The organism is Clostridium mobile (assembly GCF_018918285.1).
GTDB classification, from domain to species: domain Bacteria; phylum Bacillota; class Clostridia; order Clostridiales; family Clostridiaceae; genus Clostridium_AW; species Clostridium_AW mobile.
On the sequence record NZ_JAHLQF010000001.1, the window covers coordinates 350,565 to 366,036 of the forward strand.

The following is a 15,472-nucleotide window of genomic DNA, read 5'->3' on the forward strand; positions in this document are numbered from 1 at the left end:
TAAAAATAATAGAATCACTTGATAAATCAACTTGTACCTCTCCATCATGGAAAGGTACAAGTTTAGTATTTCTTAAAGTCTTAATATATCATTTTAAGTTTTATCTCGGTCTTTTACCATCTGGTCCAAAAGTTGCATCTGGTGTCCACCAAAGAGGAACTTTAATACTATCGGTAGTATATTTTCCTTTTCCTTCAGCAATGTCCCTTGCAGTTTCATAGCCAGCTTGAGCATGTCTTATAATACCTATTCCTGAGTCTGTAGTTAAGCATACATCTAATCTTATGGAAGCTTCCTCTGTTCCATCTGCAATCATTGTAACTCCAGTATGAACTGCTTCTCCCATGGAATAGTTAGCTTGAATTGCTATTAAATCACACATTCCTGCACAATTTAATAATCCATTTAAATATGGCCAGTCAGAAATTAAATCGCTGCCATCTTTCATATTTTCTGATTCAAAGGTTGGGTTAACTATGGAACCTGTGTCTAAATTATCCCTTGAAAAAGCTACCGGCCCTTTAATTTCCCCCTTCTTTATAAGCTCATTTATAGCTAAGCCAAATTTTCTACGCTGTCCAAATCCCATATAGCAAACTCTCGCTGGAAGAGCTTCTATTGGTAAACACTTACTTGCAAGTGTAATCCATCTTGTAACCAGTGGATCATCTTTAAACATCTCTAGAGCAAGTTCGTCTGTTCTCTTAAGATCTTCAGGATCTCCTGAAATACAAGTCCATCTAAATGGGCCACGACCTTCGCAGAATAGTGGTCTAATATATTCAGACACGAACCCTGGAATTCTGAATGCTTCCTTATCTTCCATTCCAGCATCACGACATTCTTTTCTAATGCTTGTTCCATATTCAAATACTTCAACGCCTTTTGCATAGTAAGCGTTCATGGCTTTAAGGTGTTTTACCATGGATTCCCTTGCCTTTTCTAGATATAACTCACGATCCTTTTCTCTTAATTCATCTGCTTCTTCTGGGGTATATCCCGATGGAATATAGGAGATTGGATCATGACATGGACACATTTCACTTATAATATCTGGCATAAACCCTTTATTGTATGCATCCCAGAAAAGGTCCGCTGCATTTCCAACTACTCCAATGGATAAAGGCTCTTTTTTATCTGCTGCTTTTTTAGCCATATCAATAGCTTCGTCTAATGAGTAAACCATTGTATCCATATAATCTTTTTCAATACGTCTCTTAATAACTTTCTCGTCTGCGTCAATTACTATTGCAACTCCACCGTGCATCTTCATTGCCCAGCTCTGATTTCCTCCCATTCCTCCTGCTCCTGCTGTGAAATAAATTCTACCTTCTAAATCATTATCAAATTTTTTCAAAGCTATAGCAGACAAGGTTTCAAAGGTTCCTTCTATAACCCCTTGAGTGCCTATGTATTCCCAAGGAGCAGCTGTATATTGAGCGAACATAGTTAAGTTTTTATCTTGAAGGTCATAGAAAGTAGGCCAATCTGCCTTCATAATATTTGTAGTAGCCATTACAACACGTGGTGCTAGTTTATGAGTTTTAAAAATTGCCACTGGCATACCTGATTGCACAACTAAAGTTTCATTATCTTCTAACTCTTTTAAGGATTTCACTATAGCATGATAAGACTCCCAGTTTCTTGCACATTTCCCATTGCCACCATAAATAATAAGCTCTTCAGGCTTTTCTGCATTTTCCATATTATTTTCTAACATTCTCAAAATAGTCTCTTGCTTCCACCCTTTACATCTTAACGTAGATCCTCTCTGAGCTTTAACTGAGTATAATATTTCTGGTTTTCCCATAATACATGCCTCCTTGAATTTTTATTATTTACTTATATTTAATAAGCAATTACCGTGCCAACTTGCTTTTATATAATTACTAATATTCATGAACTCCTCAATACCTTGATTTTATTCAGTTAAAGTTCATAGGAAGTTAAAATCCAACATAAACTAATTCTCACTTTGTTATGCTTCATTAAGTTCAATGCATAAAACTTATGCATTATTTCCATAATATTACTATTAATCAAAGGCAAAAAAATATTATAAGTGCATAAAATTTATACACCTTAAAGTTATAATCTACACACTTATAATTTAAAAATCTATTAACTTATAAAAACTCTACTTTTCAATATTTAACTTTTTCATCCTATAGTCAAGACTTTGTCTTATTATTCCTAATTCATTAGCGCTCTTTGTTATGTTCCACCTATTTTTTTCTAAGGTATCTAATATGATATTTTTCTCTATAGCTCTTAAAAAATTGGGTAAGTCCTTTGTGGTATATTCATTTGAGTTTAATATATCCATTGATAAGTTGCCAAGCATCCTGTTTTTTATGTATTTAGGTATGTGATTTAAATTTAACGCCTCTTCCTCATCATCTACTCTAACTAAAGCATTTTCTACAAAGTGACTGAGCTCTCTTACATTGCCATTCCATCTATAGTTGATCATGATTTCCTTAAGTTCTTTTGAAAAGGTCTTAACTTTTTTATGAAGTAACCTATTATATTTTCTTATATAGAATTCTCCTATGGATATAATATCCTCTGATCTTTCCCTAAGAGGTGGTATGTATAAAAAGAGGCCTGATATTCTATAAAAAAGGTCTAATCTTAATCTTTTTTCTTCAATGAGTTTTTCTGGTTCTTCATTTATCGCTGTGATTACACGACAAGATACTGGAATTGTACTGGAGCTTCCTAGTCTTCTAACTACCTTTTCTTGCAAAACTCTTAAAAGCTTAGATTGCATGGATATGGGCATTGAGTTTAATTCGTCTAAAAAAAGAGTTCCACCTCTGGCTTCTTCAAAAAGACCACTTTGAGTTAGTGCTCCAGTATATGCTCCCTTTGTGGTTCCAAATAATATTCCTTCTAGTAAATTTTCAGGAATTGCTGCACAGTTTATAGCTACAAAAGGTTCTTCTTTGTTTTTACCAAAATTATGTATGCTTTGGGCAAAGACCTCTTTACCAGTGCCAGTTTCCCCCACAATTAATATATTATTATCTAAAAGAGAAATGGTTTGAGCTTCTTTGATTACCTTCTTTGTAATTTCACTGCTCCCCATAATATCTGTAAAAGTATATATAGTTCCATTTTTTCTATACTTCTTTGATTTACTGTCATTCTCCCCTTGGCTAAATAATTCTCTTTTTAATTCCACTGTCTCCATTAATAGATTTTGAAGGCTTGTCTCATTTTTGCAGATAGAATAAACTGCTATAGTCTCTCCATTTTTTACTATTGGATGTGTGCTGTAAGATACATATTTAGGTATGCCCTTTTTAAATACATGTGCTCTGTATCTATGGATTATTGAGGTTTTACTTTTATATACATTTCTATGCTCAGCTAATTCTGGATTGTTTTCTGGATTGTATTCATAAACTTCCCATAAATATTTATTGAGAACTTCATGAGAAGAAAGCTCTTCTAACTTTTCTTGAGATTTATTATATAAAACAACCTTTCCTTCACAATCACTTACTACAATTCCATCATTTATGGAATTTATTATTTCTTCTAAGCAATATAGCTTTGTATCTTTATCATTAAAATTAGTTATTTCATTTATGTATAATATAAATATTTCTTCTTTATCTATAAATTTAGCTCTCATGGTATAAACTTTATTTAAAGGAATTTTTATTGATATTTCTTCATTAATAATGTTATTTATGCTGTAGTTAAATATTTGATAAAAATACTTTTCTAATATATTTTCCTCACCACAAATTCCTTCTAGGACACCATTACTCCATAATATTTTTTCACTTATATCTAGTATTGCAATTCCTAAAACAAAATCTTTTAATAAATCCCCAATCCACTTTATATTCATAAAATACCCCACTTTCCAAAGCTTTTATTATATTCTATTATACTATGCGGTTTTTATATTTTCTCTATAATAAGTAAAATTTTACCATAAATTTAATAGGTGTTTAATTAAACTATAATATGAATTAAAATATTTTATTAAAGGATTCAAGAATTTTCTGACCTATGACGATATATATAATATAAAAGAATATAATTTATGAAATGGGTGTTAAAAACATGGGAAAAATAATTTTAGATAATTTGATTAATAAAGTTGAAGACATGCCTATTTTACCTGATAGAATAAGTAAAATAATATCTCTTACTGAAGACCCTGATTCCACAATAAAGGATTTAGAAAAGGAAATATTGATGGATCAAAGTCTTACATCAGAAATATTAAAATTAGCCAATTCCACCTATTATGGTTATGCTAGAAGCATTTCTACGGTGTCAGAGGCTACTGTGCTTTTAGGCTCTCAAGCAATAAAAAGCTTAGTCCTTGCCTCTGCTGTAAGCCAATTTCTTATAAAAGAATTGCCAGATGGGTATGGTCTAGAAAAATACGCCCTATGGAATCAATCTCAAAGCTGTGCTATAATATCCAGATTTATAGCTAAAAAACTAAAATATCCAAAAGCAGAAGAGGCTTATATATCAGGCCTTTTAAGGGATATAGGTAAAACCATATTAAATTATTATGTAGCTAAAGAGTATGGAACCATAATAAACAAAGTAGAAAAGGAAGGTAAAACCTTTATAGAAGCGGAAGAAGAAACCCTAGGATTTAACCATGGAGAAATAGGAGCTAAAGTAGCACAAAAATGGAACTTCCCTTTAGCTTTAGTAGAAAGCATTCTCTACCACCACTCCCCTGAATTATCAGAAACAGACCCCAAATTAGTTTCCATAGTTCACATAGCCGATTCAATAACAATGATGTTAGGTGTAGGTCTTGGAAATGATGGATTATCCTATAACTTTTCAGAATTTGCCCTTAAAACACTTAACCTAGATGGAGAAGCTATTGAAAAGATAATCTATGAGGCTACAGATTATTTAAATGATAGAGATAGTTTTAATATAGTAGTGAGTTGATGGCACCAATATATAAAAGCCGCTAAAATATATAGCGGCTTTTAATTATTTTAATAATTGTGAATACCTATTTAAAGCAAGTGAATACTTACCACACAAACTATAACATTCTAATGCTTGTTCCTTAAGACCTAGAACTTCATAAATAATACCCATGTTATAACATGGTAAATAAGTTGTAATACCCTCCATCTTACCCTTGGTGAATTTTGTACACCTTGAAAAACTATCTACTGCTAAAGAAAACTTAGCATTGTTCATATATATTAGCCCCATTAAGAAATATAAATCTGGAGCATCATAGTATTTACTAAACTTTTCTAAAGACAGTGCTTCCTTATATTTACCACTATTTATTAATGCATACCCATAAGTTTCAATAAGATCTATGACATATTCTAATCTATAATCTAAATCATATTTTAATGCATTTTCAAAATAAGTAACAGCTTGATCATAATCTTTTAACATATAGTAAGATTTTCCTAACTGATAATGGATATAAGAATCATCATTATTATCTTTTAATGCATTATTTAATAAATCAATATTTCTTTTTAATTTATTTGTCTTATTTACAACTTCCTTAGTATATCCTATATGTTCCGATGATATATCAATATCCTTTGTTTCATAATGTTCATCATTTTTCATTTTAATTTGTTCATGAATTATACCATAATACTGAAAATAATTTTTATTAAATAATCTATTTACTCTCTCAAAATATTTCTTTTCACCTGCTGAATCTTCTATTATGTTAATTATTTCAATCCTACCGACTTTTTTCTCATTGTCAGGGTTATTTATAAACTCTAAAAGAATATCTCTATCAAATATTTTTATATATTCATCAGCATCCAATATTAATACCCAATCGTTAGATGCTTTTGATATTGAAAAGTTTCTTGCTTTTGAAAAATCATCACACCAATCAAAATCAAAGATTCTATCTGTATATTTTAATGAAATTTCTTTAGTTTTATCCGTAGAGCCTGTATCAACTATTATTATTTCATCTACAAATTCCTTTGCATTATTTAGACACTTATCCAAACTTTCTTCTTCATTTTTTACTATAAGACATAAAGTAAGCATAATATTCACACCTTTTTGTATTTATTCCCATTCTAAAAATATAATTATGGATTTTGATAATGGTTTACTAAGAAGATTATCATTGAGCTATAGAAGCTAATATAGTTATTACATTTTTGTAATTCTAAGACGTTATAATATATTTAAACATATTACATATTTTATATCTCAATTCTATTTATACATTATCTAAATACGTTATAGATACTACATGCCTTTCAGGTATAATATTTCAGAGTCAATTTTACTGGTATTGTTTAAATACTAGAAAAGATGGGAATTTAGGAAAAAAACATGTCGATTTTGGAGGCATTATGCATTTATTATTTGCACATTCAATAAACTCATCTTTTGCTACTGGATATGTTTCGATTAGTACATCATTTTTGTCTATATCATGATTCTTTAATGTACAATCTAATATATATTTAAGTTTTCCAGTATCAAAAATACGAAAAGCCTGTGAAATAATTTGCGTATTTAAACGATAAATATCATTATTCCAAAACGCATCAGAATTTAATTCTATAAGATTTACAACAAAGCTATCTTCATTGTATTTTATACGTATTTTACCTTTAGACAAAGGTATTTCTAGTGGTAATACTTCAAATCTATTATAAATAAACCCTTTAGCTTTCTCGAATAATTGTGCATCAACATTTGAGATAATACGATGAATTGGCAAGATTTTTAAATATTCAAAGCTAATCAAACATGATAAAACTGAATTTTTAAACTTAGATAAAGATGTAGTATATAGACGATGATGTCCATCTGCAACATATAGCTTATCAGTCTCTAAAAATTCATTTAATATATTCTTTGCCTTTTCACCACAATATACATAAATCTCTATATCATCTAATATAAAATACTTCTCATATTTTTTCTCTTCAATATATGATGAATAATCAATCTTTTTATTGTGCCCTAATAATATTGGTGCAGTTTCACAATTATAACCATGTAAATTACTTAACATGCCTTGAACTGTATCTGGTAAAACTAATTCATGACATTTAACATTACCATCATCATACTCTTCAATAGGAATATCGCATATGATGCCATAAATGTTTTTATATTTAAATATATATATTACATCATTAAAATTTTCAATTTGTTGGTCATTTAAAATCTCTTTTTCTTTTTTTGTTAAAAAAAGTGTTCTTTCATCTAAATTTATTTTATTATTTTTAATATTAGCTAAATTAATAAATTCAGAATCATATATTTTCCCACTAACATTTATATATGATTTTTTTATTGTATTAATTCTCATATAATTTACCACCCTTTAAATTAGTTATGGCAATTTTCATAACCATTCTTAACTATATTTTTAAATTTTATACCATTTTTATAAAATTTTCTATTTTTCTTAACTATAATAAAAAATTATATCTTCCACTGAACTTAATCCATAATTCTTAGGTAGTGATAAGTATTTTAAATCTTTCCCTTCAAACTTATTATTAACATAATATTCAACTTCAGCAATCTTTTCAAACCATATGAGAACTTTATCTATATTAGGTGTATCTAAACCAACAACATCACAAAAGCCTTTAATAATACAAAGGCCATAAGGGAAGTCCTCTAAAAAATATCGTGAATTAAAATCAGGAATATATCCTCTTTGTGTTTTTATCATTGGTGCTTTTATTCCTTTAAATGGAATAATATTATTTATCTTTTTCGTCATTTCTTCTGGTGTTCCCGATTCATAATGTTCTTTTAAAGATTTAACACCAGTTAAATTAAGTCCGCTTATACTTTTACACAGCAGCTGTAACTCTTCATCACAAGCAATCAACATTTTTGAAGCCTCATCATTCCATTCTTCATAAAAATCTATTACTTCATCCCAGAATAGCCCTTCTTTATAATGATAAAACATTGTATAAAGCCTTGTAGTATGAAGAATTGAATTTGATGGTGTAAGTGTGACATTAAGATAATTAGGTAATGGATTACATTTAATTTTCATTATATTTTCTAATTTCATACAAATACTTTCTGTCTGGTCTACCGGTATTGCAGCTATATGAAGTTCATTTTTTTTCCCAAGATCATACACTGATTTACCATACTCCTTTATTCTAGAAATCCCATGCACTCGCTGAAATCCAAATAATATACATCCAATCTCTAAAAGTTCCTTGCAATAAAACTCACTTCCACCACTCCCCGGCATCACACCTATCCAAGTCCTTGATTTAATAAATGATTTTATCTTCCCAATTATTTTAGGAAAAACTTGTGAAGGAAGTGTAGAAATAATAATATCTGCATCCCCTATTACATCTTCAGGATTATCTGATATGATATCAATCTTACCTTTATATTTAACAGTATTATCATTACTGCAAACTTCAATTTCATGACTCCATTTATGTGGATTTGACGTAAATAATCTAACTGATAAATCTTTATTTGAACCAATATCTCCAAGTAATAAAGTTCCTACGTTCCCGCCACCTAGAATACATATATTAAGTTTTTTGTCTTTAAAATACTTTGAAGGTCTTACTCTTTTTAATCTCATTGTAAAACACTCCTTATAGCCTGAATCAATTTATCATTGTCTTCTGGTCTTTTAACAGCTACCCTAATAAACTGGCCATTAAAACCTTTTTTAGTAGATAAATCTTTTATAAAGATTCCGTATTCATTTAATAATATCTTCGTTAATTCTTTAGCTGTATGCTTTCCACGCACTTCGCATAATACATAATTTGCTTGTGTTGGTACTACTCTTAAATTTTTAATTTCTGAAAGCTTTTCAACGTACTCTTTTCGAACCTTTTTAAATTCATTTATAGCATTATTATAATCGCTTTTATACTTTTCAAATATCTGCATATAAAACTCAGCAAAGGAATTAATATTCCAAATACCAACATCTTTTTTAATAAAATTAATAATATCTAATTCATTAGAAGCCAATACACCTAAGCGAAGTCCAGGTACACCAAAAGATTTTGAAATACTTTTTAATACTATTAATTTAGGATATTTTTGCAATATATCTTCATCAATAAGTGTTGCTGCTTCCTCTTTATCAACAAAATCAACAAATGACTCATCCACAATAAAAGTAATTCTTTTTTCTTGTGCCCACTCTGCAATCTTAAGAACATCTTTCTTTTCTATATAATTACCTGATGGATTATCAGGATTAATCAATAGTAAAGTAGAAATATCCTTATTATCATAAAAGCTTATCAAATCATTAGCCGAATAAGCATAATTATCATTATTAGGATAATAAGCCACAATATCCCCAGAATTTTTTCTATTTGGATACTCTTCAAACGTAGGTAGAATAATACCTATTTTACCTTCAAGTTTCTCCATCAATGATTTTATAAGCTCAGCTGCACCATTTCCTACAACTATTTGATTTTTGTGTATACCAAAATACTTAGCTGCTAGCAAGCTATTAACTCCCATCCCTGATGGATAATCACAAATCAATCGTTCAAAATTAGCCTTTATCTCATCTAACAATTTTGTTGTTGGATAAAATGGATTTACTAAATAACAAAAATCTATTAAATTTGGATACCTCCAGTACCCACCATATCTACTTTGAATTCTAGTTAGTTTGTCTTCCTTAGATGTTGTAAAAATTGATTCTGCTATATCAAGATCCTGTATGTCATCTATTTCATACCATGATTCATCACCCAAAGTTGCAGCTTTTATCTCTGGTTTGTCCAATAATGTTATAACTTTTAACACTTGTTCGTAGTATTCATTATTACCAAGAGCTTTGCTATATGCTTCCAAGAAAGGTACATAGTGTGTATTGGAAAATTCCTTGCTAAATTTATAAATATTAACTGTTTTGTAGTAACTTTCAATATCACAGAATCTAAATTGTTTTTTATCCAAAAAATTCTTAATATTATTATTTTCATCTATAGTAACGACGGTACCATCCATCCAACTTTCATATTTCGCCACTAAGGCTAGGCTAGGATATGGATCTTCAATTATCTTTTTTAATACAGAATCTTCAAATATCAAGTCTGATTCAAGTAACAGCGTATCCTCTTTTAATAGATAGTTTTTTGCTAAGTAAAGAGAATATATATTATTAGTTTTATAGTAAATTTCATTATTCACGTAGTTAATTGGAGTACGAACATTTAGAGTTTCTATATATTCTTGTAGCTCTTTTCCCTTGTATCCAACAACAATTGTTATATTAGACAGACTTAATTTATCTAATTGTGATAACATTCTTTCAATCATGGTAACACCATTTACTTTCACCATGCACTTTGTATTATCATTTGTCAATTCTTTTAATCGCTTTCCCATTCCTGCTGCTAGAATTATGGCTTGCATGTTTTTATCCTCCTTCATATTGTATATATTAGAGCTTGTTGAATCCTTAAATCATCAATTTGCCTAACTTTTTAGTTGTTAATCTTTAATGCTCTTATATTTCTAAAAATTACTCTTTCTTCAATAATCGATTTTATTCTTTAATGCTATTTTCTTTATTGTTCTATACACTTCTTCTCCACAAGTTCCATATGTATTTGCATAAACTTTAGAAGCTATTCCTTTACGATTTTTAGATAATGGATCATCTCCATTATTAATCCTTTCAATAAGCTCGTACCAAGGTTCTTTTTTATTGTAAAAATAGTAAAAAACATTTGGTGGAATTACTGATCCTTCAGGCATTTTCTCATCCAAAAAAATTATTTTCTTTTCAGTAAGCAAATAACTTCCCAGTAATGATCCATTCCCTGATATCAAAACATCTGCAGCATTTAAAGCATATAAGTAATTATCAGTTTCATCTAATATAACATTATTATAAAGACCATTTCTATGCTTTATATGGTATTCTGTTAACTTATTATAATACTTTAACAGTTGAGGTATATATCTCATTATTGAGATTTTAGTAAGAGGGTGAGGACGCCAAATTAAGGCGGTATTCTTATTTATATTTGTTATATTCAATATATTTGTTATTTCCTCTATTTTTGAGAAAGGATCATTAATAAAATACAAACAACCAGTATCTAAAAGGTATACGGTTTTACCATCTAACTTTTCTTTCCATTCAATTGGATATGCCTTATTTTCTTTTAAATTATTAACCATAGAATCAATTTTAGGTGATCCAAGTGTCATAAGCTTTGACTTTGGTATACCATCTTTTATCGCAGATTTTTCTACAAAATCACCAACTAAAATAATTTTATCTACGTTCTTTATAGCTGGCATCATATATGTTGCATGTTTCCCATAAGGCGGAAAAAATGACGCAATATGATATGGTACATATACAAGCATATGTGTATATTTTTTAAGATTAAATGTAAAATATCCTTCATAAACACGAGTTATAGTATTATATTGGTCATATATATTATGTACAAAAACAATATCTGGTTTTTCATTTTCAATATTATATTTACTATAATGGATAATTGGAATATTCTTAGGAAATCGTTCTCCCTCATAAGTTGGTATAACTTTGTCTTTGGAAAGTTGATGATAAGGAATTGGTACCACTTTAACTTCACAATTTTCGTCTTTTGCAAAAGCTTCATATATTGTTTCTAAACTATCCCACATAGAGACTTTATAAGGAAAAAAAACCACCTTTAGTTTATTATTATTTTCTATTATAGTATTTTTAATAATTTCCTCTTTACTTTCTTTAATTCCTAATTCTTGTAGCATTGTATAAGCAATGTTTTCTTGATTTTCATTGTTAGAATTCAGAAGTGCTTTTTTATAATGTTTTATAGCTAGTTCATTTTCCCCATTACACTGATATAAATAAGAAAGATTATAAATTAAATCAAAATTTTCTCCACTTATCTCAATACCTTTCTTTAAAACTCTTTCCGCTTCTTTCATATCTCCTTCCATCATAGCTATAACACCCTTAATGGAATAAATATCTTTATCATTTGGAACCAAATTATCATATTCTTCTACTACTTTTTTTGCCTCTTCTAATTCATTCTTATTTACAAGAGCTTCTATAGCTTTTTTTATATTATTTTTATGTTGTTCCATATCCAATATATAACCACTCCTAAAAGCAAATTTTTTTGCTAGTTTATTTTACATTTTAAAAATATTCTTCTATAACTTTATTAACTCTCCTAGCTTCTCCATATAATATAATCTCTTTTAAACATTCTATAGCTTCTTCCTTATAATTAAATTTTATAAGTAAATTAAATTTTAACATCATTAAATCAAAATCAAATTTTACTAAGGATAGTGCTTCTTCAACAGTATCATAGGCTTCCTGATATTTTTCTTTATTTAATAATCCTTTTATGCTTTCAATTAAACTAGGTATTAAAGCCTTAATATCTTTATTTACAGGTTCCTCTAAATTCTCTGTTAATATTTCTATATATTTTGTATAAGATTTCTCTAAATTTATAATATCTTTTATAGATTTTATATAACTCATAGTGTCTTCATACTTATATTGTAATGCTTTTTTTAGTTGTAATATAAATCTATCCTCATCTGTAAGCATCCATATATTGTTTTCTATTAAATTACTATTATAAGTTTTTATAATACAGTAATATTTGTTTGCCACATAATTCAAAAATATTTCTTCGTTATCCTCTTTAGGTAGATTTCCACTTAACAATAGTACTTTTTCCATAATGGTTCTAATAGATATAGTAGCTAATTCCATTGATTTAAATTTTTCTAAGCCTTTCAACATAATAGAATTAAAATCATAATAATTAGCACATAAATATATTAATATATTTTCTATTTTATTTTTCCCATAAACTATAAGATTTTCAATTTCATTAATATCGTATTTTAAAATATAATATATATAAATTGCATAAGGTATCTTATTTTCATTAGTTATTTTTTTGACTTTCTGTATTAACTCTTTATCAAGACCATCATTTTCTTTAAAATATTTAACTATAGAAACAATTTCCTTTAAATTTCCTTCTGATAGGTTTTCACTAAGTTTTATTAAATCCTCTAATAGAACTTCTTTATGTATATAAAATAATATGTTTTCATAATTATATTTATCAATAAGTTCATCTAAACTCGAAACTTTATTCCATACTTTGCCTTGTACTATAATCTTAAGTATTATACGGACTTTTTCTTTTAATATATTTTTATCTTCTATTTTAAATATTATATTTAAAGCTTTATCATAAGAATTATTATTATAATAGCTTAAAGCTAAATTATAAAGTACATTATTTTTTAAACCTCTTTTAGTAATAGATAAAGTAGCATTATAAATCATTGAATTATTCTTTAGTTTTTCATAGCAATTTAAATATTCATTATAGCCTTCTATAGCTTCTTCATATTTACCTAAGTTGTAACAAGCCTCTCCCTTATAAAAATAAAAGTCTATAAAATTCTCACATTGTAGACCTTCCTCTACTTTTTCTAAGAGCAACCTATATTCTTTTAATCCATATAGAAGAGAACAATATTTGTCTAATACATATATATATTTTCCTATTTCTTTCTTACATTTGGCATAAGCCATTTCTATGTATTTTAACGCTTCTTTTGAATCTTTGTGCATACTATAAGACGCTGATATTTGATAAATTATATATATATTATCTGGATCTTTTTTTGTTTCTTTCATTAACAAACTTAAATTTCTTTTAAATTTATATTCCATTAATTTACAATCCCTATTATCATAACCATAATGAATAAATCTTATATTAGTATTTATTAAAGGATATTTAAATTGAGGTTGTTCATGAATACTTCCTAAATAATTTATGGTTCCTCTTTTAAAAATTCTAATTAAAGGAGATATAGCTCCATTATTTATTGAATTTTCCACATCTCTGTTAAAATTAATTATTTTAATAATTCCAGCATTGTACTTATTACTTTTTTTATTTTTAATTAACTTTGCTAATTCCTTCACATCATAAAGAACTTCATCTGCATCCACTACTAATATCCAATCACCACTACAATAATTTATAGAAATATTTCTCATATCCCCAAAATTATTATTCCATTTATGAAAATATATTTTATTTGTATACTTTTTAGCAATCTCTACAGTATTATCTGTAGAACCTGTATCTACAATAACTATTTCGCTCTCTATATATTCCTGCAATTTTTTTAAAGGCTTTAATGTATTTTCAATATACTTTTCTTCATTCTTAACTATCATAGCTATGCTTAGCTTCATTTATTTCATTCCCTTCACGATGTATCTATGATATATATCGTGTTTAATTTGTTTAACTTTAAATATAAAAAAGCATAAGAGTCAGAAGTATTCTGATTCTTATGCTTTTTATTTTAAATGTATTAAGGAAACTCAGACTATGTCTGAGTAAGAGATTCACGAAATTTAGCTAAAGCCAAATTGATTCACTGCTTATCTTAATAACTGAAGAACTCCTTGTGGTGCTTGGTTAGCTTGTGCAAGCATAGCTTGAGCAGCCTGTTGAAGAATGTTATTCTTTGAGAAGTTCATCATTTCTTTAGCCATATCTACATCTCTAACTCTTGATTCTGCTGCTTGTAAGTTCTCTGAAGAGTTATCCAAGTTAGCTATAGTATGTTCCAATCTATTTTGGTTAGCTCCAAGTTTTGCTCTTTGTTTTGAAACTAAGTTTAAAGCATTATCTATAGTTCCAATTTGAGCACTTATACTAGCCGCATTAGTTCCACTTATATCAATACCAGTTATACTTAATCCAGTTGTAGTCATATCGTCAATCGCTAAAGTCATCATTTGGCCAGCATTTGCTCCAATTTGGAAATTAACAGCGTTTGTACCTGCTAAACTTCCATTTAATAATTCTTTAGTGTTAAATTGAGTTTGAGTTGCTATTCTATCTATTTCAGTTTTTAATTCTTTTATTTCTTCTTGTAAATTATCTCTGTCTACTGTTACGTTAGTATCGTTAGCAGATTGTACAGTTAATTCTCTCATTCTTTGAAGAATTGAGTGAGTTTCAGTTAAAGCACCTTCTGCTGTTTGGATTAAAGAAATACCATCTTGAGCGTTTCTTGAAGCTTGGTTAAGACCTCTGATTTGTCCTCTCATTTTTTCTGAGATTGCAAGTCCTGCTGCGTCATCTCCAGCTCTGTTTATTCTTAAACCTGAGCTTAATTTTTCCATTGCCTTAGCACTATTACCAGTGTTTATTCCCATTTGTCTGTGAGCGTTCATAGCGTTTAAATTGTGATTAATAATCATTTTTATACCCTCCTTGAAATTATGTTCCACTTCCCTGTGAAACCCTAGTTTATTTTATTTTAAAAATTATCTTTATAAGATATATACCACCTTCATGGCCACTCAGGCAGTATATCTTCCTTACACTTTATATATCGTAATAATTAAAATGTACTTTATAGTTTTTTTATAAAATTATTTAAAAGA

Annotated in this window: 10 protein-coding genes; 1 reads left to right on the plus strand and 9 read right to left on the minus strand. The window is 28.3% G+C overall.

The genetic code is table 11. The annotated features are described in order from the left end of the window. Positions 1–100 precede the first annotated feature (100 nt). A complete protein-coding gene (locus tag KQI86_RS01895; protein WP_216437463.1) occupies positions 101–1,810 on the minus strand; it encodes a urocanate hydratase in 1,710 nt (569 codons plus the stop codon). A 327-nt stretch (positions 1,811–2,137) separates the two neighbouring features. Continuing rightward, entirely contained in the window at positions 2,138–3,865 is a 1,728-nt protein-coding gene (locus KQI86_RS01900; protein WP_216437464.1) for a sigma-54 interaction domain-containing protein, read from the minus strand. Between the two features lie 218 nt (positions 3,866–4,083). On the opposite strand from KQI86_RS01900, the gene KQI86_RS01905 reads away from it, so the two are divergent. Then, a complete protein-coding gene (locus tag KQI86_RS01905) occupies positions 4,084–4,944 on the plus strand; it encodes an HDOD domain-containing protein (protein WP_216437465.1) in 861 nt (286 codons plus the stop codon). Between the two features lie 45 nt (positions 4,945–4,989). Here the strand turns inward: KQI86_RS01905 and KQI86_RS01910 are convergent, their stop codons facing one another. The 7 genes from KQI86_RS01910 to KQI86_RS01940 form a co-directional block, all read right to left on the minus strand. Further along, complete coding sequence (locus KQI86_RS01910) at positions 4,990–6,042, minus strand: glycosyltransferase family 2 protein (RefSeq protein WP_216437466.1); 1,053 nt, start codon at positions 6,040–6,042, stop codon at positions 4,990–4,992. A gap of 244 nt (positions 6,043–6,286) precedes the next feature. Next, positions 6,287–7,327 (minus strand): DUF1015 family protein, encoded by a 1,041-nt coding sequence (locus KQI86_RS01915; RefSeq protein WP_216437467.1) that lies wholly within the window; start codon positions 7,325–7,327, stop codon positions 6,287–6,289. Positions 7,328–7,426: 99 nt separating this feature from the next. Then, a complete protein-coding gene (locus KQI86_RS01920) occupies positions 7,427–8,593 on the minus strand; it encodes an NAD/NADP octopine/nopaline dehydrogenase family protein (RefSeq protein WP_216437468.1) in 1,167 nt (388 codons plus the stop codon). Next, on the minus strand, positions 8,590–10,404 hold the full coding sequence (locus tag KQI86_RS01925; protein WP_216437469.1) for an aminotransferase class I/II-fold pyridoxal phosphate-dependent enzyme: 1,815 nt from the start codon (positions 10,402–10,404) through the stop codon (positions 8,590–8,592). Before KQI86_RS01925 ends, KQI86_RS01920 begins: the two co-directional genes overlap by 4 nt. Before the next feature lie 120 nt (positions 10,405–10,524). After that, the gene (locus KQI86_RS01930) at positions 10,525–12,105 is read right to left on the minus strand and encodes a tetratricopeptide repeat protein (protein ID WP_216437470.1); all 1,581 of its coding nucleotides are present in this window, start codon (positions 12,103–12,105) and stop codon (positions 10,525–10,527) included. 55 nt (positions 12,106–12,160) lie between these two features. Continuing rightward, positions 12,161–14,266: a glycosyltransferase family 2 protein gene (locus tag KQI86_RS01935; protein ID WP_216437471.1), complete on the minus strand. Its 2,106-nt coding sequence runs from the start codon at positions 14,264–14,266 to the stop codon at positions 12,161–12,163. Positions 14,267–14,458: 192 nt separating this feature from the next. Beyond that, a complete protein-coding gene (locus KQI86_RS01940) occupies positions 14,459–15,286 on the minus strand; it encodes a flagellin N-terminal helical domain-containing protein (protein ID WP_216437472.1) in 828 nt (275 codons plus the stop codon). Positions 15,287–15,472: the final 186 nt, after the last annotated feature.

What these genes read in the sequence shown, in the direction of transcription:
- KQI86_RS01895 (WP_216437463.1), bottom strand. Translation starts at nt 1,810, where the DNA reads ATGGGAAAACCAGAAATATTATACTCAGTTAAAGCTCAGAGAGGATCT.
- KQI86_RS01905 (WP_216437465.1), top strand. Translation starts at nt 4,084, where the DNA reads ATGGGAAAAATAATTTTAGATAATTTGATTAATAAAGTTGAAGACATG.
- KQI86_RS01910 (WP_216437466.1), bottom strand. Translation starts at nt 6,042, where the DNA reads ATGCTTACTTTATGTCTTATAGTAAAAAATGAAGAAGAAAGTTTGGAT.
- KQI86_RS01900 (WP_216437464.1), bottom strand. Translation starts at nt 3,865, where the DNA reads ATGAATATAAAGTGGATTGGGGATTTATTAAAAGATTTTGTTTTAGGA.
- KQI86_RS01925 (WP_216437469.1), bottom strand. Translation starts at nt 10,404, where the DNA reads ATGCAAGCCATAATTCTAGCAGCAGGAATGGGAAAGCGATTAAAAGAA.
- KQI86_RS01920 (WP_216437468.1), bottom strand. Translation starts at nt 8,593, where the DNA reads ATGAGATTAAAAAGAGTAAGACCTTCAAAGTATTTTAAAGACAAAAAA.
- KQI86_RS01930 (WP_216437470.1), bottom strand. Translation starts at nt 12,105, where the DNA reads ATGGAACAACATAAAAATAATATAAAAAAAGCTATAGAAGCTCTTGTA.
- KQI86_RS01935 (WP_216437471.1), bottom strand. Translation starts at nt 14,266, where the DNA reads ATGAAGCTAAGCATAGCTATGATAGTTAAGAATGAAGAAAAGTATATT.
- KQI86_RS01940 (WP_216437472.1), bottom strand. Translation starts at nt 15,286, where the DNA reads ATGATTATTAATCACAATTTAAACGCTATGAACGCTCACAGACAAATG.
- KQI86_RS01915 (WP_216437467.1), bottom strand. Translation starts at nt 7,327, where the DNA reads ATGAGAATTAATACAATAAAAAAATCATATATAAATGTTAGTGGGAAA.